The following is a 15,331-nucleotide window of genomic DNA, read 5'->3' as shown; positions in this document are numbered from 1 at the left end:
CCGGGAAGAAAGGGGCGAACCTGATATGAAGCAGCAGATGCGGCTTGGTCTTGGCGCGGGGGCCATGGCGGTCGCCGGCGCGTTTCTCCTGGCGCCGACGGCGGGCGCCAGCCCCGCCGCACCGGACCACGCACGCGGTGCCGCGACCGCTGCGGCGGCGTGCCCCGCGCCGCTGCACGCATACCAGTACACGAACTACACCGGTGGCTACAAGAAGTTCTGCAAGTCGGACATGAAGCTGTCCGACAACCGGTTCAACAATGGGGGAAAGGTCAACGACCATATCCGCTCGGTGAAGAACCTCACCCGCGGCTGCTACTGGACCCTGTGGACGGACTACTGGAACCGCGGCCGGAAAACCCAGATGGATCCGTGGAGCTGGGACGCCAATCTGGCCAACAACCGGGTCGGGTACAAGACCAGCTCGCTCTACAAGTGGTGTAACTGACACCTGATTTCCGCCGGGGCGCCCCACGTGCCACGCCACCTGGGCGCCCCGGCTCCCCAGGGAGCTGATGTGATGCACGCTCGCCCGGCCGCCGTGGCAGCCGTGGCCGCCGTGTGCCTGGTCGCCACCGGCTGCTCCGCCGGCGAAGCCGACCCAGCGGGCAGCGGCCCCGCGCAGCACACGCCCCGGCCTCCGGCCCCCACACGGGAGGTGAGAAACCTCGTCCTTCCCTTCGACGCCTACACCCTCGACAGCCCTCAGGTGGCACGCATCGCGGTGGCGCAGGACCGTCTGATCGGATCCTGCATGGCGCGCAGCGGATTCCACTGGCTCCGGCTGCCCGGGCGTCGCACCGAGTCCTGGCCGAACCGCGGTCGGTACGGACTGATCGAAGCGGAGCCCGCGAAGCGGTACGGATACCACCCCCTGCCCGATCCCCGCTCAGAGGCCGCCGAGGCATGGATCGCCCGGCGCGAGGAGGGGCTTACCGCGAAGGAGCGGACAGCCGCCTACGGCAGGGACGGCACGTCGGGCTGCGAGAAGGAGGCGCACAGCGAGCTGCTGCGCAATGTGCCCAAAGTCGACTTCGGCCGCTTGGACCGGATCTCGGCCGACACCTACGAGCGCGCCAAACGCCATCCGGACGTGGTGAAGGCGTTCGCCCGCTGGAGCGCCTGTATGCGTGGCGAGGGCTTCCGCTACCCGGACCCGATGGCCGCCAACAACGACCCCCGGTGGACGGGGGATTCCCCCTCGCAAGCCGAAATCGCCACGGCCCGGGCCGATGTCGCCTGCAAGCGACGCACATCGTTGGTGCGCATCTGGTGGCGAACCGAGGCCGACTACCAGGAACGGCAGATCCGGCAGCACGCGCAGTGGTTCGCCCAGATCCGTCTCGCGCGGACCCGCTACCTGACGAACGTCGACGCTCACGACGGCGCCTGACGGCTGAGAGCCGACTTCGCGAGAGCCGACTTCGGACAGATCACGCTCACGCGTCCGGCAGCACTCCGGGCCGGAACTTCTCAACGCCGACCACACGGTGGACGTGGTACGGCTCGATGTAGACCGCCACTCTCACCTCGCCGGGGGCCAGCCAGGGAAACGTCTCCGTGCCGAGGTACTTCTGCGCGAGCCGGTCCATGACCCGCACGGCCGGCTCTCCCGCCACGAAGCGGACCGCGCGGCCCCGGATCTCCACCCGGTGGTACGGGTTCTCGGTGTCCATGCAGCACAGCGACACCCGGGGGTCACGCCGCAGGTTCTCCTCTTTGATGCGGCCGACCGAGGTGTTGATGACTACCAGGCCGTCCTCCAGGTCGGCCCACATCGGTGTCAACTGCGGCGAACCGTCCGGGTTCAAGGTGGCCATCTGCCAGAACCGGGGCTCCTGAAGCCAAGCGCGTGTGATCTCGTCCAGTGCGGCTGCCATGCGATCGCTCCTTACTCACATACTCAAGCGATCCAACGCATTGGTGATCACCAGGGTTCCGGACAGGGCGCGGCGCGGTCGCTTCACACGGGCCGCGCAGCCACCCGCGCCGTCGCCGTTCACATACGGCGACGGCGCGGGTGGCCGTGCTCGCCCCGCCGTCCCGGTTCAGAAGCCGGGCCTGGTGTTCATCAGTCGACCCAGACGGCTCGGCCCAGAATGGCGATGGCGCCTCCCGCGGAACGGCCGCCGGGCGGGATCACGTCGATGACGGGACCGGTGCAGTTGGCGTTCTCGTAGGCGAGGGCGTATTCGTTGGTGGAGTTGTACACGTGGAACCTGTTGTCTTCCAGCGGTACCGCAATACAGCCGGTGGGGTTGACGACGTGCCAGGTGCTGTTGCGGAGGTCGCCATGAGAGGCGGAGGCTGATGTGGCCATGCCGAGGGTGAGGACGCCTGTGGCGGCCAGGATCCCGGCAGTGGTGGTGACGCGTCGCATCATGCCTGACTCCTTCGGAGTGCTGCGGTCGGTGTGGCAGTTCCAGACCGACTGACAGCCATCTGGATTACCTGGGGACACAAGAATCCCGGTGGAGCGCAGGGCGCCGTGCCCGTAGCCGGGCGGGCCTGAGGTGGTCAGCCGTCGGCGCGGACGAAGACGGGCTTGAGGTGTTTCTCGGGGAGTGCGTCGGGGAGTTGTTCCCAGTCGAGGACGTGGGAGACGACGCGTGCGGGGTCGACGTGGCCGGTGCGGGCGAGTTCGAGGGCGTCGGGGATGTGGCTGCGGACGTTGTCACGGGCGATACGGATCGTGACGCCGGTGAGGTACATGTCGAGCAGGGGCAGCTCGCCGGGGCGGAAGTGGTTGCCCGCCGACTCGCAGATGCCTTCCGGGGCGAGGCATTTGACGGCCAGGGCGAGCTGGTCGACGCGGCCGGTGGCCTCGACGGCGATGTCGAATCCGTGCCGTACGGGCTCGAGGGTTTCCGCGGTGGCGGTGCCGTAGCCGCGGGCGATCTCGCGGTGTTCGGGGTCGGGGTCGACGTACAGCACCTGCGAGGCGCCGAGCGCGCGGGCGATGTCGCAGACGTACAGGCCGATGCTGCCGCGGGCGACGACCAGCACGCGGGCCCCGGGCCTGCTCTTCAGATGGGGCGCGACCAGGCGCCAGGACAGGGACCAGTTGTCGCTGGCCGAGGCCATGGCGACCGGGTCGAGGTCGGCGGGCAGGGGGACCAGCATGGCGTCCGCCCACGGCACGCGGACCAGGTCGGAGAAGAGCCCGCCCCAGTTGCCGCCGATCGGCGCGCCGTACATGGCCATATGCGGTACGGCCGAGCAGTGCGCGGTCAGCCCTGCGCGGCAGTGGTCGCAGCTGCCGCAGTTGATGGACCAGGGGACGACCACCAGGTCGCCGGGGGCCACGGTGGTGACGGCGTCACCGGTTTCGACGACCTTCGCCACGCACTCATGGCCGAGGGCGAACGGCGGATCAACGCTGTGTTTGATATGCGGCTGCCGCCGCGTGGCGTGTCCGGCCAGGATCGCGGAGTCGACGTCGCAGGAGGTCGCGGCCACCGGGGCGACGATCGCCTCCTGGCCGGACCGGAGCTTGGGGTCGGGGGCCTCGCGCCATTCGACGGTGTGCCGGGCGACGTAGGTCAGTTCACGCATCGGTCCGCTGCTCCTTCACCAGGGCCACGAGGTCGGCGTAGCGGAGGACGGAGCCGCCCGCACCCCAGCTGCCGTCGGGCTGCTCGTGCACCAGCGCCCATACGCGCAGGGCGTCGGCGGGGGAGAGCCCGGCCGCGTCGAGCACGGTCTTGGTGGCGTCCTCGACCAGGCCCGCCTTGCGCCGCTCGGACAGCGCGCCCTGGGGGACCGTCACCTCGACGAGGAAGCGGGGCGCGTCGTCCTCGGCGGTGGTCTGCGCACCGTCGGGCAGCTCGACGAGGTAGCTCCACGCCTGGGCGCGGAAGAACGCGGTGTCGGGCGCGCCCTCCCAGCGCAGCAGGACGGCGGCCAGCTCGCGCTGGACGCTCTCGCGGCCCTCCTCGGTCAGGGAACCGGGCGGGGCGGTGAGCCGGATCATCGGCATGGCGAAGTCTCCCTTCGGCCGCGCTCACGGCCTATAACGGTCGTTATAAACGGAGGTCACGCTAGACTATGACGTGCGTTATAGCCAGAGGGGAGCCCGGGCGTGACCAAATCCAGCGCGCCGTCGCGCGAGCGCATCGTGGCCGGTGCGGCCGACATGATCAGCAGACGTGGCCTGAACGCCACCAGCATCCGTGAACTGGCCAAACACGCCAAGGCGCCGCTCGGCTCGACCTACCACTACTTCCCCGGGGGCAAGCAGCAGCTGGCCACCGAGGCGGTGCGGTACGCGGGCACGGCCGTCGCCCGCGTCCTGCGCAAGGAACTGGACGCGGGCCCGGCCGCCGGACTGCGCGCCTTCCTGGCTGTGTGGCGCGGCATCGTCGTCGGGAGCGACTTCCGAGCCGGCTGCCCCGTACTGGCCGTCTCCGTCGAGGAGCCACCGGCCGACGGGATCCCACCCGCCCTCGTCGCCGCCGCCGAGGCGTTCGAGGACTGGGAGAAGCTGCTCGCCCAGGCGCTACGGGACCACGGCGCCGCTCCCGAACGGGCTCCGGGGCTCGCGACCCTCATCGTGGCGTCCGTCGAGGGTGCCATCGCCATGTGCCGCGCCAAGCGCAGCATGCAACCCCTGGATCAGGTGGCGCAGCAGCTCGAAGCGCTGATCGCCGACGCGCTCGACGGCTCCGGCTGACGGTTCCGGCCGATGGTGGAGGGCGATTGGGGTCAGGCGCCGATCGCCGCGCGGATCGCCTTGGCCTTCTCCTCGGTGAACACACCGCTCTCCAGAGGGGAGAGGATGGACAGCGCGCTGCCGCCCGAACCCCAGCTGCCCTCCTCGATCACCCGGAAGTTGACCCACCAGGTCGGCGAAGGCTCCGGCAGCCCACAGGCTTCAGTCAGCGCGGCCAGGACGCGCTCGATGACCTCGGCCCGGACCTCCCGGCGCCAGTCCCCGTCCATGACCGCCACATCGATCACCATGACGTCGGGACCCTGACCGGCGTCGGTGAGCAGGCGTCCGCCGATGGCCATCATGTCCGGCTCGCGCTCGACGAAGTGCACCTGAAACCCGACCCGTGCGGCCGGCGCGAACTGGCCGACTTCGGGTACGAGCACCGCGTCCGTCAGTGTCTCGGCCAGCGTGCGGCGCTGCTCGAGGGTCAGGCGCCCTGTCGGGGCGTTCACGGTGATGACGGTCACGGCTACCTCCTATGACGATCGTTATAGCGAGACCTTACCCCAGTCCTATAACGGGTGTCATAGGTACGGCCCGCGAGGGGCGGGATCGTTGAATTGGCCCTGCTGTGCGCGGCTACGGCGCGCCGGTGAGGTTGCCCAGCACCTGCTGATGCTGATGCTGGTGCGGGGACAGCGGGGCGACGGGCAGGGGGTGGGCGGCTTCGGTGCGCAGGCCGTCGAGCGTGAAGGCGAGGCCGCGGCGCCAGGCGTCGGGAGCGGTGTCCTTGGCGGCGCGGGCCAGCAGGGCGTTGGAACCGAAGAGGAACAGCAGGTCCTCGCTGGTGAAGTCGGGGCGCAGGGCGCCCGCCTGCTGGGCGCGCCCGATGAGGCGCGCGGCGGCGGCCTGGGTGCGGTCGCAGAGGGCCATGAGTCGTGCGGCGCCGGGGTAGCGACCGGTGACCACGTCGCCGATCGCCGGTTCGGTGGCCTGGAGTTCGCACACCTTCTCGATGTAGTACGCGAATCCGTCCCAGGCGCTGTCGTGGGCCAGGGCCTGCTCGGCGACCTCGTCGAGCCGGACCGCCGCCAGGTCGACCGCCACTTCGTCGATCAGTGCCTCGCGGGTGCCGAAGAGGTTGTAGAGGGTGCCGTGGCTCACGCCGGCGCGGCGGGCGATCTCCTTCAGGGGGCCTGGAGGCCGCGTTCGCGGAAGACCTCGGCGGCTGCTCGCAGCTTCTCCGCATTGCGTTGCGCATCGGCCCGCATCCGGTGTTCCTCCTGGTCCGCTGTGTCCGGCATCCATGGTCGCATCCCGCGACCCGGCGAACTTGACCCATGGGTCAAGTTGAATGTCAGGCTCGAGGCATAACTTGACCTGTGGGTCAAAATATTCTCGACAGCAGCGGGAGCAGCCCTATGTCCAAAGTGATCGCCGTCTTCGGCGCCGGTACCGGCCTCGGCGTGTCCGTCGCGCGCCGCTTCGGCCGCGAAGGGTTCCGAGTCGCCCTGGTGGCCCGCCGTAAGGACGCCCTGGACACACTCGTCGGACGGCTCGCCGACGAGGGCATCGAGGCCGCCGCTTTCCCCGCCGACCTGACCGACACCGCGCAGGTGTCCGCCCTGATCGGCGCCATCCGCGACCGGTTCGGCCGCATCGACGTCGTCGAGTACGGACCGATCGGCGGCGACCAGCTCTTCACCCCGGCCAAGGACCTGGACGCCCGCACTCTGGAGCGCCTGTCACGGCTGTTCCTTCTCACCCCGGTCGAGGTGGTCCGCGCGGTGCTGCCGGAGATGACCGAGCGCGGGGACGGTGCCATCCTGCTCAGCCACGGAGGTTCGGCGGTGCGGCCGGCGCCCTGTATGAGCGGCCTCGGCCCGGTGATGGCGGCGGCCCGTAACTACCTTTACTCCCTCAGCGGTGAACTGGCGGACACCGGCGTCTACGCGGCCACCCTCACCGTCAACGCCGTCATCGACGGCAGCGAACTGGCCGACTTCGGACGCAAGTTGTACGCGGAGGCCGCGGACGCCGCGGATGCCGATGCGCCGACCGCCACCGAGATCCCCTCCGTCGACCCGGACGACCTCGCCGAGTGCTACTGGGACATGTACACCCACCGCGACCGTGTCGAGGAGGCCCGGCCCGCCACGCCGGTATCGCAGGCCGGCGGGGCTGCGGGCGGGGTGCCTCTCATGAACCTGGGCCTGGACACCGCACCCGCCTGCACCGATGGGGTGTGCGCCCGGTGAGTACGCTGCGCATCGATATCTGGTCCGACGTCGTCTGCCCGTGGTGCTACATCGGCAAGCGGCGCCTGGAGACGGCACTCGCTCGGTTCGAGCACGCCGACGAGGTGGAGCTGCGCTGGCACAGCTTCCAGCTCGACCCGTCCCATCCCCAGGGTCACCGCCGGCCTGTCTTCGAGACGTTGGCGGAGAAGACGGGAGCCCCACCGGCGCAGGTACGGGCTATGACCCGGCAGGTCACCGAACTCGCCGCCGCCGAGGGGCTGGAGTACGACCTGGAAGCGGCCGTCTCGGTCAACACGATCGACGCCCACCGCCTGACCCACCTCGCCACCGCGCAGGGACTGGACGGGCAGATGCACGAGCGGCTGCTCCGTGCCCACTTGTGCGAGGGCGAGGTCGTCGACGAGCCCGACACGCTGGTGCGGCTCGGTGCCGAGGTCGGCGTGCCCGAGGACGAGATCCGGCGGATGCTGGAGGGTGGCGCGTACGCGGACGAGGTGCGGGCCGACTTCGACGACGGGCGCCGCTTCGGCGCCACGGGCGTGCCGTTCTTCGTCCTCAACCGCGCCTATGGCATCTCCGGCGCGCAGTCGTCGGACACCTTTCTCTCCGCGCTGCGCACCGTCTCTGCGAACTCCACGGCAGAGAACAACTGAACCGGCCTCCGGCTCTCGCCGCGGTACGAGCGGTGCGGCGCGGCAACCGCCCTACAGCGGCTCGCTGTTCGGCGACTCGGCCGCGGCGAGGCGCAGGATCGGATCGAGCAGGCCCGGGAAGCGGCTGCTGAGATCGTCGCCGCGCAGCCGGATCCGCCGGTGCCTTCCGTCGACGGTCATGCTGATCAGCCCGGCCTCGCGCAGGATCCGCCAGTGGTTGGACAGCGTCGATATCGGCACATCCATGCCGTCGGCGAGAGCGGCGCACGTCGACTCGGGATTGCCCCGGGCCCGCCGCACCAATTCCAGGCGCACCGGATCGCTGAGCGCGTGCAGCACTGGCGCGAGCGTCAATGACTCGCGGGCGGGCTGGGGGAGCGGTCGCATGGCTCCACGATACCAAACTGTTCGACAGTTCGGGATTATGGAACTATCTTGTGTCGGAGCACCCGCAACGTGGGAGGGAACGGCGTTGACCGCACGCAAAGGCACGACAGCGGCTGGATCATCGGCGGCCGTAGACAGCCGATCGGCTCGGGCAGCCTTACTCGCAGTGTCCTGTCTGGGGCAGTTCATGGTGCTGCTCGACAGCACCATCGTCGGTGCGGCGCTGCCCGATATGCAGGAGCGATTGCACACCGGGTTGAGCGGTCTGCAGTGGATTGTCGACGCCTATGTGCTGCTGGTCGCCATGCTGTTGCTGTCCGGCGGCGTCTTCGCCGACCGTTTCGGCCGCAAGCGGGTGTTCTTGGCGGGCGTCACGGTGTTCACCGTCGCGTCCGTGGTGTGCTCCGTCGCGCCGTCCATCGGTTGGCTGATCGCCGGACGGGCGGTGCAGGGCATCGGGGCCGCGGCGCTGAGCCCGGCCTCGCTGGCGCTGCTCGCCGCCGCGCATCCCGTTCCGCAGGAACGGGTCAAGGCGATCGGGTTGTGGGCCGGATTCAGCGGAATCGGCCTGGCCGCCGGACCGCTGGCCGGTGGCATTCTGGTGGATGCCTTCGGCTGGCCCGCCATCTTCCTCGTCAATGTGCCCATCGGCGCGGTCCTGCTGCTGGCCGGACTGCGCGTCCTGCGTGAGTCCCGTAATCCGAACGCGCCGGCGATCGACATCCCGGGGACGGTCCTGTCCGTCCTGGGCGTGGGGGCACTGGCCTACGGGCTGATCGAGGGCGGTTCCCGTGGCTGGACCTCGCCGTTGATCCTGGGCACCTTCGCCGCCGCGGTGGTGATCCTCGCCGTCTTCGTCGCCGTCGAAGCACGTAGCGCGACGCCGATGCTGCCGTTGCGGCTGTTCCGGCAGCAACTGTTCACGGTGTCCAACACGGCCATGGTCGTAGTGGGTTTCGCGCTCATGGGTTCGTCCTTCTTCTTCTCCCAGTTCTTCGTGTATGTCCAGGGCAGTTCGATTCTGCGCGCCGGTCTGCAGACCCTGCCCGCCTCCCTCGCCATGGTGATCGTCAGCCCGTATGCGGGCCGCCTCGCCGCCAAGTACGGCTTCCGGATCGTGGTCACCACCGGCCTGGCCCTGGCCGGTCTCGGGCTGCTGGCGCTGGGCTTTGTCCACGCGGACACCGGCTACGGGAACGTGTGGTGGCGGCTGGCGGTCGTCGGCATCGGTTTCGCCCTCACCATGTCCCCGCTGACCGGCGCCGCCATCCAGGCGGTGAGCCCGCGGGAGGGCGGCCTCGCGTCGGGCATCAGCAGCACCACCCGGCAGATCGGCGCGGTGCTCGGCGTGGCCGTGCTGGGAGCGATCGTGCGCACCCGGGAGTCCGGTGGCGCGTCCTTCGAGGCCGGCCTCAACAGCGCCTTCGTCGCGGCGGGCGCCGTCACCCTGGCCGGCGCGGTGTTCACCGGTCTGTGGATGGTGAAGCCCGAGCCAAGCCCTGTGCCCAGTCCGACAGCAGGGCGAAGTCCGCTGCCGTCAGACCGGTCCGAGGGTCGACGCGGTGGAGCAGGGCCTGACCCACGTGGTGTTCTCGAGTCCACACGCGATCCGCGTCCGTGATCTCGTCGTCGACCCACGCGAACGGCCGGCCCCGCGCCCAGGCGACGATCGAGGGAGTCTTCCAGAACACGCCGTTCTCCGGCTCGGGCCGCGGTTCGGGCCAGGGGATGAACGGCAGGGTGGGCAGCCCCAAGAGGGGCGCGAGGAAGTCGTTGGCCTCGTCTTCCCAAGTCGTCGCCCAGACCAGGTCGTACGGGAGCGAGGTCAGCGCCGGCCCGTGGTCCGGGTTGAGCCAGACCCGCAGCGGCTTGACCGGTTTGTCGGGCAGCCCCCACTCGTCGAGCCGACGCCGCTCGGCGGCATGCCACCGCGGTGTCAGCAGCCGGTGCGTCTCATAGCCCTCGGGACGCCTGTGCGGCCTCGCCGCGTACGGATTCAGCGGTCCGTCGACATCCACCAGCAGCACCGGCCGCACCAGCCCACCCCCCCGTGAGGTCGTCCCCGCACGCTACCGGCCGATACCGGGGAGCCACCAGCGGTTTCGAGGGCCGCCGCCGGGAGCAGGCGCCGCGGCTCCTGCGGCCCGCCGCGCACCGGCAGGATCCGTACGCCGGGCGGCGCCGCGGAGGCCAGCGCGCAGGACATGGTGGTCAGGCCGCAGCCCGCCCGCGGCAGCGGCAGGGTCCCGGCCGAGCTCGTCAAGACGGTCGAGCAGGGCGCCGCCACGTCCGTACTCCTCGCCACCTCACCCCTGCTGGAAGGCATCGGCGGCCGCTACTTCTCCGACTGCAACGAGACCGAGATCGTCGACCGCGGCACCGGCCCCCTGCACGGCGTGGCCCGATATGCCATCGACCCGGTGGGCGCCCAGCGGCTGTGGACGCTCTCGCAGGAGCAGCTTGCGGCCGCGAGCTGAACCGCCGGGCGCCCGGTCCGCTGCTGTTTATGAGCGAGCAATCAGCCTCTGACCAGGCAGAAAGGATGCCCGGCCGGATCGGTGAGGACCCGCCACCGACCCGCATTCGGCTGGTGGTCCGGTTTGCCCGCGCCCAGTTCCAGCAGCCGGGCCTCGGCCTCGTCCAGGTCGTCGACCGCGAAGTCGAGGTGAAACTGCTGGGGAACGGCCTGATCGGGCCAGCGCGGAGCCCGATAGTCGTCGACTCGCTGAAAGCCGATGAAGAGCCCGTCCTCAGACGTGAGACCAGCGAAGTCGGCGTCGGATTTCGGGTGCGGTTCGAGCCCGGTGGCCTGCTGATAGAACGCCGCCAGGGCCAGCGGATCAGGGCAGTCGAGTGTTACCGCGGACAACTTCATCTGCAGGGACATGGCACCTCCGGCCGATCCGTGGACTTCCGCCATGCACACCCTAGAGGTGGCCACCTCCCCCGCAGACGGTGATTCACGCCCGAAGGGTCAGCGCACCCGCAGCACGGTCTTGCCGCGCAGCCCCGCGACCTCGATGCCGTCGAGGAGGGCTCGCGGTGCCTCCTCCAGGGGGAGCCGTTCGTCGAGGCCGAAGGCGGTCGAGAGCAGTGCGCCGCCGTCCCGTACGGCGCCGGCCACGCCGCTGGTGAGGGAGCGGTCGCCGACGAGGTCGAGGATCGCGTCGAAACCTTCGGGCGCGGGCCCGCGCAGCGCCTGGAGCAGGGGCTCCGCGCCGCGGACGACGATGTCGGTGGCACCGAGCTCTCGCACCTGTTCGGCGAGTTGGGCGGACGCCGTCGCGATGACCCGGATTCCACGGGCCGCGGCGGCCTGCACCACGAAGCTGCCGACGCCGCCCGTCGCGCCGATGACGAGCACCGTGCCGTGCTCGGGCGCCATCTGTACAACACAGACCTCCGCGGCCGGAGCGCTCCCGCAGCCGTGGTGCGGCCGCGCTGGTGCGCGCGGCGGTGGCCGTCGCCGAGTCGCGGAGGATGGGCGCGGCTGTGGAGGCGCCGGGGTAGCGCCGTGTTCTGATGCGCCGTACCGCCCGACGGCCGCCGCTATGGTCAGGCTTCCGGGCGGGTGCGCCGGGCATACGCGCGGGCGGCGCGGGCGCGGTCGCCGCAGCGGGTGGAGCACCAATGGCGGCGCCCGTGGCGCAGCAGGTAGCGGTTGCAGGGGGCGGAGCCGCAGCCGGTGAGGCGGTCGGCGTCGGGGCCGGTGAGGAGGTCGGCCGCGTTGGCCGCGAGGGCCGCGAGGGCGCGGTCGAGGATTTCGTTGGTGGGGCACGGGGCCGCGCGGTAGGGGCCTTTCTTCTCGTCCCAGTACAGCAACGCGGCCGTGGGAGCTTTGCTCAGCGCGTCGTTGACGGCGGACAGCGCCGAGGGCAGGGCGGGCAGCCCGGTGACGCGGGCGGCGAACAGCGATCTGAGGTGTTCGCGCAGGGAGCGCAGCTGCGCCGCGCACATCTCCTGCACCCCGGCGTCGGCCGGCGCGAGGCCGCGTTCGGTCAACCATCGATTCGTGGCACCGGGGGTGCCGAGGAGATCGATGAAGTGCCCTCCGGGCAGCGCGATGGCGCTGTTGGCGAAGTCGAGGGCGAGGTATTCCTCCGCCCCCGGCGCGGGCGGCGGCATGGATTCGGCGGTCGGAGTCTCGCGCATGGCTGTCATGGTACGGCTTGTGTTCATCCGTGAGACACGGCTATCGTCCCTCACGGATAAGCCGCTCTACATCCGTGAGGTTTTCATGCCTGGCGTCCGTATGCCCACTGAGCAGATCCCCGTCCGTGTCTTCGGCGGCCCGACGGCCCTTTTCGAATTCGGGGGCCTGCGATTCCTGACCGACCCCACCTTCGACGAGCCCCGCGACTACCACGTGCCGGGCGGACGGCTGACCAAGACGGCGCCCTCCTCCGCCGCGCCGGCCGACCTCGGCCGTATCGACGTGGTCCTGCTCTCCCACGATGAACACCCCGACAACCTCGACGACTCCGGCCGGGCCCTGCTCGCCGACGTCCCGCTGACCCTGACGACGCCCGGGGGCGGGCAGCGCCTGGGCGAGGGGGCCAAGGGGCTGGCCGACTGGGAGTCGATCGAGCTGGACCGCCCCGGCGGCGGCACGATCACCGTCACGGGCGTGCCCGCCGTCCACGGGCCCGGCGCGCGCGAGGACGTCGAGCCGATCACCGGCCAAGTCGTCGGATTCGTGCTGACCGCGGAGGGCCTTCCCGCGGTCTACGTCAGCGGCGACAACGCCTCGCTCGACCTGGTCAAGGACATCGCCGAACGGCTCGGCCCGGTGGACACCGCCATCCTGTTCGCCGGGGCTCCCCGCTTCTCCGTCCTCTTCGACGGCGCGCTGATCGTCCTCGACAGCGCGCAGGCGGCTGAAGCCGCTCGGATCCTCGGTGCGCGCCGGGTGGTGCCCGTCCACTACGACAGCTGGGCGCACTTCACCGAGGGCCGTGACGAACTGATCGCCGCCTTTACGGACGCCGGGCTACTCGACCGCCTGGACCTGGGCGACCGGGGCTGACCACGCGGCCGGGCGGGCCGGTGGCCTGTCGCCGTCCGGGTCGCGCCTAGCGCGCGCCTAGCGAAAGAACTCTCTTGTGACGACTACCGTGCCCGCTCGGGTCGAGGATCTCCCGCGGTCCCAGGCGCAGCGCCGCGTCCTGATCGTCCTGATTGCCGCTCAGGTGTTCAGCGGCGCCGGGCTGGCGGCGGGGGTGACCGTCGGTGCCCTGCTCGCGCAGGACATGCTCGGCTCCACCAGCCTTGCCGGTCTGCTCGGCGCCCTGTCCACCGCCGGTTCCGCGCTGGCGGCCGTCGCGGTCGGCCGTATCTCTCAAGCGCGCGGCCGCCGCCCCGGCCTTGCCGCCGGGTACCTGGCCGGTGCCATCGGCAGCGCGGGCGTCATCGCCGCCGCCGTCGCCGGCAGCTCCGTGCTGCTGTTCGCCGCGATGTTCGTCTACGGTGCCGGTGCGGCCACGAATCTGCTGGCCCGCTACGCCGGTGCCGACCTGGCGGATCCTGCGTACCGCGCCCGCGCGGTGTCCACCGTGCTGGTCGCCACCACCCTGGGCGGCGTGGTCGGCCCCAATCTCGCAGCGCCCGCCGGTGACCTGGCGCACGCCCTCGGCATCCCCCGCCTGACCGGGCTGTTCCTTCTCTCGGGTGCCGCCTACGCGCTGGCCGCCCTGGTTCTGGCCGTATGGCTGCGTCCCGACCCGCTGCTGCTGGCCCGCACACTGGAGGCGGAGCGTGCCGCCGCGGTGGTCGCGCGCCCGGACGATGTCGGCGGTCGGGTGCGGCCGGCGGCCGGACGGCGCGGCTCCGGCGTTCTGGTGGGTGCGCTGGTCATGGTGGTCACTCAGCTGGTCATGGTCGCGATTATGACGATGACGCCGGTCCATATGCACGACCACGGCCACGGCGCCGCCGCCTCCGGCCTGGTCATCTCGATCCACATCGGGGCGATGTATCTGCCCGCGCCCCTGTCCGGCTGGCTCGTCGACCGATACGGCCGGCTCACGGTCGCCGCCGCTGCCGCGCTGGTCCTGCTGGCCGCGGGGATCGTCGCCGCCAACGCCCCCGTCGGTTCCGCTGCCATGTTCGCGGTGGCGCTCGCGTTGCTGGGCGTGGGCTGGAGTCTCGGCCTCGTCAGCAGCACCGCGATCATCACGGATGCCGTCCCCCTGGCCACCCGTGCCAGGACCCAGGGGTTGGTCGACGTCTCCATCGCCATCGCGGGCGCCACGGGCGGTTTGGCCTCCGGCCTGGTCGTCGCAGGCGCCGGCTATCCCGTCCTGGCCGTCGGCGGCGGCATCCTGGCATTGGCCATCGTGCCGACGGTCGTCGTCTTTGCGCGCAGCCGCTGAGCGACGGTTTCCTGGCATCCATCCGCTCTCCCGCGCGCCCCGCACACTGATCGCCGGCACAACACAGCCCGGCAGGGCACAGCCCGAGGTCGGTTCAGGGCAGGCGAATGTTGTCGTACCTGGTGTTCCGCTCCCCGCTGGCGTACACGCGCGGGGAGGTGAACACCCCGACCAGGTCCTCGTCGACAATGGCCCTGCGGGGCAGGTTCAGCCCGTAGTGCTCGCCCATCAGCCGGTACACATCCCGCATGGGCGGGACGTGCAGCCCCCACTCGTCCGGCTCGTCGGGGAAGGCGGGGTCCGGGTCGACGCTGCCGAGCCTGAGCTCGGGGATCATCCGCTGGGTGAGGGGGTGATCCGATCTCACCACCTCGTGGACCTCGCCGTCGAAGTAGCTCCAGTCCAGCTCTCCGTCCACGATGACGTGGATGGTGGGCGGGTCCATGGTGGTGTCCATGATGTTCAGCCATGTGCGGCCCGCCCACAGATGCCGCACATGGTCGGGATGGCGCATATAGAAGCCGTCGCCGCCCCCGCACAAGGCGAAGGCCCACCCCGCGTGCTCGCCCAACCTGGCCCAGTCCGGGATGTTCGTGGACAGGCGCACCGCCGTGTTGAACACGTCAGGGGACATGATGCCGAGGTCGGGGTCCGCCCCCAGCATCGCCGCCAGTTCCTCGACGCTCACGCCTTTGACCATCTCCAGGTAGAAACCCCAGGAGGTGAGGTCTTCCTGTATCCACTCGAAGCCGAATCCGTCATCGCTCATGATCGGGAGCGTGGCAGCGGCGTCTGACAACCTGGCCCCGGCAGGTCCCTACGACCGTGTCGGCCAGATCAGCGCCTGGGCGACGATGACCCTCTCACCGTTGAAGGTGACGGCGGGACCTTCGTACAGTTCGTAGCCAAGGCCAATCATTTCGCTCACGCGCTGGCAGAACGTGGCGTCGTCCGGTCCGGTCAGGACTCGGTAGATGGGCAGTCCGTCTGGTGGTGTGCTCATGA

The 15,331-nt window shown here is 70.5% G+C and carries 20 protein-coding genes and 2 pseudogenes; 9 read left to right on the top strand and 13 right to left on the bottom strand.

Going from position 1 to position 15,331, the window contains the following annotated elements; genetic code table 11:
- Nucleotides 1-25 precede the first annotated feature (25 nt).
- Both ACFV2X_RS01080 and ACFV2X_RS01075 read left to right on the top strand, forming a co-directional pair.
- Nucleotides 26-448: a hypothetical protein gene (locus ACFV2X_RS01080; RefSeq protein WP_385609764.1), complete on the top strand. Its 423-nt coding sequence runs from the start codon at nucleotides 26-28 to the stop codon at nucleotides 446-448.
- A gap of 72 nt (nucleotides 449-520) precedes the next feature.
- Nucleotides 521-1,393: a hypothetical protein gene (locus ACFV2X_RS01075; protein WP_385609762.1), complete on the top strand. Its 873-nt coding sequence runs from the start codon at nucleotides 521-523 to the stop codon at nucleotides 1,391-1,393.
- Between the two features lie 46 nt (nucleotides 1,394-1,439).
- Here ACFV2X_RS01075 and ACFV2X_RS01070 read toward each other — a convergent pair whose 3' ends face one another.
- The 4 genes from ACFV2X_RS01070 to ACFV2X_RS01055 all read right to left on the bottom strand — a co-directional run bounded on the left by ACFV2X_RS01070 (nucleotide 1,440) and on the right by ACFV2X_RS01055 (nucleotide 3,979).
- On the bottom strand, nucleotides 1,440-1,880 hold the full coding sequence (locus ACFV2X_RS01070; protein WP_385609760.1) for a PPOX class F420-dependent oxidoreductase: 441 nt from the start codon (nucleotides 1,878-1,880) through the stop codon (nucleotides 1,440-1,442).
- Nucleotides 1,881-2,071: 191 nt separating this feature from the next.
- Nucleotides 2,072-2,383 carry a hypothetical protein gene (locus ACFV2X_RS01065; protein ID WP_385609759.1) on the bottom strand — a complete coding sequence of 104 codons (312 nt, stop codon included), beginning with the start codon at nucleotides 2,381-2,383 and terminating at the stop codon, nucleotides 2,072-2,074.
- A gap of 134 nt (nucleotides 2,384-2,517) precedes the next feature.
- Complete coding sequence (locus tag ACFV2X_RS01060) at nucleotides 2,518-3,555, bottom strand: zinc-binding dehydrogenase (RefSeq protein ID WP_385609758.1); 1,038 nt, start codon at nucleotides 3,553-3,555, stop codon at nucleotides 2,518-2,520.
- Nucleotides 3,548-3,979, bottom strand: a complete 432-nt coding sequence (locus ACFV2X_RS01055; RefSeq protein WP_385609757.1) for a 4-oxalocrotonate tautomerase family protein — start codon at nucleotides 3,977-3,979, stop codon at nucleotides 3,548-3,550. The genes ACFV2X_RS01060 and ACFV2X_RS01055 overlap by 8 nt, the downstream gene beginning before the upstream one ends.
- Nucleotides 3,980-4,081: 102 nt before the next feature.
- Here ACFV2X_RS01055 and ACFV2X_RS01050 point away from each other — a divergent pair, with 102 nt between their 5' ends.
- Nucleotides 4,082-4,672 carry a TetR/AcrR family transcriptional regulator gene (locus ACFV2X_RS01050; RefSeq protein WP_385609756.1) on the top strand — a complete coding sequence of 197 codons (591 nt, stop codon included), beginning with the start codon at nucleotides 4,082-4,084 and terminating at the stop codon, nucleotides 4,670-4,672.
- Nucleotides 4,673-4,704: 32 nt separating this feature from the next.
- Here ACFV2X_RS01050 and ACFV2X_RS01045 read toward each other — a convergent pair whose 3' ends face one another.
- Entirely contained in the window at nucleotides 4,705-5,181 is a 477-nt protein-coding gene (locus ACFV2X_RS01045; protein WP_385609754.1) for a tautomerase enzyme, read from the bottom strand.
- 112 nt (nucleotides 5,182-5,293) lie between these two features.
- Nucleotides 5,294-5,818: a TetR/AcrR family transcriptional regulator gene (locus tag ACFV2X_RS01040; RefSeq protein WP_385609753.1), complete on the bottom strand. Its 525-nt coding sequence runs from the start codon at nucleotides 5,816-5,818 to the stop codon at nucleotides 5,294-5,296.
- Nucleotides 5,819-6,075: 257 nt separating this feature from the next.
- Here ACFV2X_RS01040 and ACFV2X_RS01035 point away from each other — a divergent pair, with 257 nt between their 5' ends.
- Both ACFV2X_RS01035 and ACFV2X_RS01030 read left to right on the top strand, forming a co-directional pair.
- Complete coding sequence (locus tag ACFV2X_RS01035) at nucleotides 6,076-6,912, top strand: SDR family NAD(P)-dependent oxidoreductase (RefSeq protein WP_385609751.1); 837 nt, start codon at nucleotides 6,076-6,078, stop codon at nucleotides 6,910-6,912.
- Entirely contained in the window at nucleotides 6,909-7,568 is a 660-nt protein-coding gene (locus ACFV2X_RS01030) for a DsbA family oxidoreductase (protein WP_385609749.1), read from the top strand. Before ACFV2X_RS01035 ends, ACFV2X_RS01030 begins: the two co-directional genes overlap by 4 nt.
- A 51-nt stretch (nucleotides 7,569-7,619) precedes the next feature.
- Here the strand turns inward: ACFV2X_RS01030 and ACFV2X_RS01025 are convergent, their stop codons facing one another.
- On the bottom strand, nucleotides 7,620-7,955 hold the full coding sequence (locus ACFV2X_RS01025; protein WP_385609747.1) for an ArsR/SmtB family transcription factor: 336 nt from the start codon (nucleotides 7,953-7,955) through the stop codon (nucleotides 7,620-7,622).
- A 187-nt stretch (nucleotides 7,956-8,142) separates the two neighbouring features.
- Here ACFV2X_RS01025 and ACFV2X_RS01020 point away from each other — a divergent pair.
- Nucleotides 8,143-9,492 (top strand): annotated as a pseudogene (locus tag ACFV2X_RS01020) (DHA2 family efflux MFS transporter permease subunit); the annotation flags it as partial.
- On the opposite strand, the gene ACFV2X_RS01015 reads toward ACFV2X_RS01020, so the two are convergent.
- Nucleotides 9,419-9,994, bottom strand: a complete 576-nt coding sequence (locus tag ACFV2X_RS01015; RefSeq protein ID WP_385610354.1) for a hypothetical protein — start codon at nucleotides 9,992-9,994, stop codon at nucleotides 9,419-9,421. The pseudogene ACFV2X_RS01020 and the gene ACFV2X_RS01015 sit on opposite strands and share 74 nt — an antisense overlap.
- A 189-nt stretch (nucleotides 9,995-10,183) precedes the next feature.
- Between ACFV2X_RS01015 and ACFV2X_RS01010 the strand changes: the two are divergent.
- Nucleotides 10,184-10,432: pseudogene (locus ACFV2X_RS01010) on the top strand (oxidoreductase); the annotation flags it as partial.
- Nucleotides 10,433-10,473: 41 nt separating this feature from the next.
- On the opposite strand, the gene ACFV2X_RS01005 reads toward ACFV2X_RS01010, so the two are convergent.
- The 3 genes from ACFV2X_RS01005 to ACFV2X_RS00995 form a co-directional block, all read right to left on the bottom strand.
- Nucleotides 10,474-10,842: a VOC family protein gene (locus tag ACFV2X_RS01005; RefSeq protein ID WP_385609746.1), complete on the bottom strand. Its 369-nt coding sequence runs from the start codon at nucleotides 10,840-10,842 to the stop codon at nucleotides 10,474-10,476.
- 87 nt (nucleotides 10,843-10,929) lie between these two features.
- The gene (locus tag ACFV2X_RS01000; RefSeq protein ID WP_385609744.1) at nucleotides 10,930-11,340 is read right to left on the bottom strand and encodes a zinc-binding dehydrogenase; all 411 of its coding nucleotides are present in this window, start codon (nucleotides 11,338-11,340) and stop codon (nucleotides 10,930-10,932) included.
- 170 nt (nucleotides 11,341-11,510) lie between these two features.
- Nucleotides 11,511-12,107, bottom strand: coding sequence for a CGNR zinc finger domain-containing protein (locus ACFV2X_RS00995; RefSeq protein WP_385609742.1), 597 nt, complete (start codon nucleotides 12,105-12,107; stop codon nucleotides 11,511-11,513).
- Between the two features lie 100 nt (nucleotides 12,108-12,207).
- Here ACFV2X_RS00995 and ACFV2X_RS00990 point away from each other — a divergent pair, with 100 nt between their 5' ends.
- Nucleotides 12,208-12,981 (top strand): MBL fold metallo-hydrolase, encoded by a 774-nt coding sequence (locus tag ACFV2X_RS00990; RefSeq protein ID WP_385609741.1) that lies wholly within the window; start codon nucleotides 12,208-12,210, stop codon nucleotides 12,979-12,981.
- Between the two features lie 76 nt (nucleotides 12,982-13,057).
- The gene (locus ACFV2X_RS00985; RefSeq protein WP_385609739.1) at nucleotides 13,058-14,326 is read left to right on the top strand and encodes an MFS transporter; all 1,269 of its coding nucleotides are present in this window, start codon (nucleotides 13,058-13,060) and stop codon (nucleotides 14,324-14,326) included.
- A gap of 94 nt (nucleotides 14,327-14,420) precedes the next feature.
- Here ACFV2X_RS00985 and ACFV2X_RS00980 read toward each other — a convergent pair whose 3' ends face one another.
- Together ACFV2X_RS00980 and ACFV2X_RS00975 are read right to left on the bottom strand one after the other, a co-directional pair.
- Complete coding sequence (locus ACFV2X_RS00980) at nucleotides 14,421-15,095, bottom strand: hypothetical protein (RefSeq protein WP_385609738.1); 675 nt, start codon at nucleotides 15,093-15,095, stop codon at nucleotides 14,421-14,423.
- Between the two features lie 48 nt (nucleotides 15,096-15,143).
- Nucleotides 15,144-15,329: a DUF1737 domain-containing protein gene (locus tag ACFV2X_RS00975; RefSeq protein WP_385609736.1), complete on the bottom strand. Its 186-nt coding sequence runs from the start codon at nucleotides 15,327-15,329 to the stop codon at nucleotides 15,144-15,146.
- Nucleotides 15,330-15,331 lie beyond the last annotated feature (2 nt).

Source organism: Streptomyces sp. NPDC059679 (genome assembly GCF_042734105.1).
Taxonomy (GTDB): domain Bacteria; phylum Actinomycetota; class Actinomycetes; order Streptomycetales; family Streptomycetaceae; genus Streptomyces.
Note: the sequence above shows the minus strand (reverse complement) of the source record. Positions and strands in the feature narration are given on the sequence as shown.

Excerpts from the sequence above, each read along its gene's own strand:
- ACFV2X_RS01080 (WP_385609764.1), top strand. The coding sequence starts at position 26 with ATGAAGCAGCAGATGCGGCTTGGTCTTGGCGCGGGGGCCATGGCGGTC.
- ACFV2X_RS01075 (WP_385609762.1), top strand. The coding sequence starts at position 521 with ATGCACGCTCGCCCGGCCGCCGTGGCAGCCGTGGCCGCCGTGTGCCTG.
- ACFV2X_RS01070 (WP_385609760.1), bottom strand. The coding sequence starts at position 1,880 with ATGGCAGCCGCACTGGACGAGATCACACGCGCTTGGCTTCAGGAGCCC.
- ACFV2X_RS01065 (WP_385609759.1), bottom strand. The coding sequence starts at position 2,383 with ATGATGCGACGCGTCACCACCACTGCCGGGATCCTGGCCGCCACAGGC.
- ACFV2X_RS01060 (WP_385609758.1), bottom strand. The coding sequence starts at position 3,555 with ATGCGTGAACTGACCTACGTCGCCCGGCACACCGTCGAATGGCGCGAG.
- ACFV2X_RS01055 (WP_385609757.1), bottom strand. The coding sequence starts at position 3,979 with ATGCCGATGATCCGGCTCACCGCCCCGCCCGGTTCCCTGACCGAGGAG.
- ACFV2X_RS01035 (WP_385609751.1), top strand. The coding sequence starts at position 6,076 with ATGTCCAAAGTGATCGCCGTCTTCGGCGCCGGTACCGGCCTCGGCGTG.
- ACFV2X_RS01025 (WP_385609747.1), bottom strand. The coding sequence starts at position 7,955 with ATGCGACCGCTCCCCCAGCCCGCCCGCGAGTCATTGACGCTCGCGCCA.
- ACFV2X_RS01005 (WP_385609746.1), bottom strand. The coding sequence starts at position 10,842 with ATGTCCCTGCAGATGAAGTTGTCCGCGGTAACACTCGACTGCCCTGAT.
- ACFV2X_RS01000 (WP_385609744.1), bottom strand. The coding sequence starts at position 11,340 with ATGGCGCCCGAGCACGGCACGGTGCTCGTCATCGGCGCGACGGGCGGC.
- ACFV2X_RS00995 (WP_385609742.1), bottom strand. The coding sequence starts at position 12,107 with ATGCGCGAGACTCCGACCGCCGAATCCATGCCGCCGCCCGCGCCGGGG.
- ACFV2X_RS00990 (WP_385609741.1), top strand. The coding sequence starts at position 12,208 with ATGCCCACTGAGCAGATCCCCGTCCGTGTCTTCGGCGGCCCGACGGCC.
- ACFV2X_RS00980 (WP_385609738.1), bottom strand. The coding sequence starts at position 15,095 with ATGAGCGATGACGGATTCGGCTTCGAGTGGATACAGGAAGACCTCACC.
- ACFV2X_RS00975 (WP_385609736.1), bottom strand. The coding sequence starts at position 15,329 with ATGAGCACACCACCAGACGGACTGCCCATCTACCGAGTCCTGACCGGA.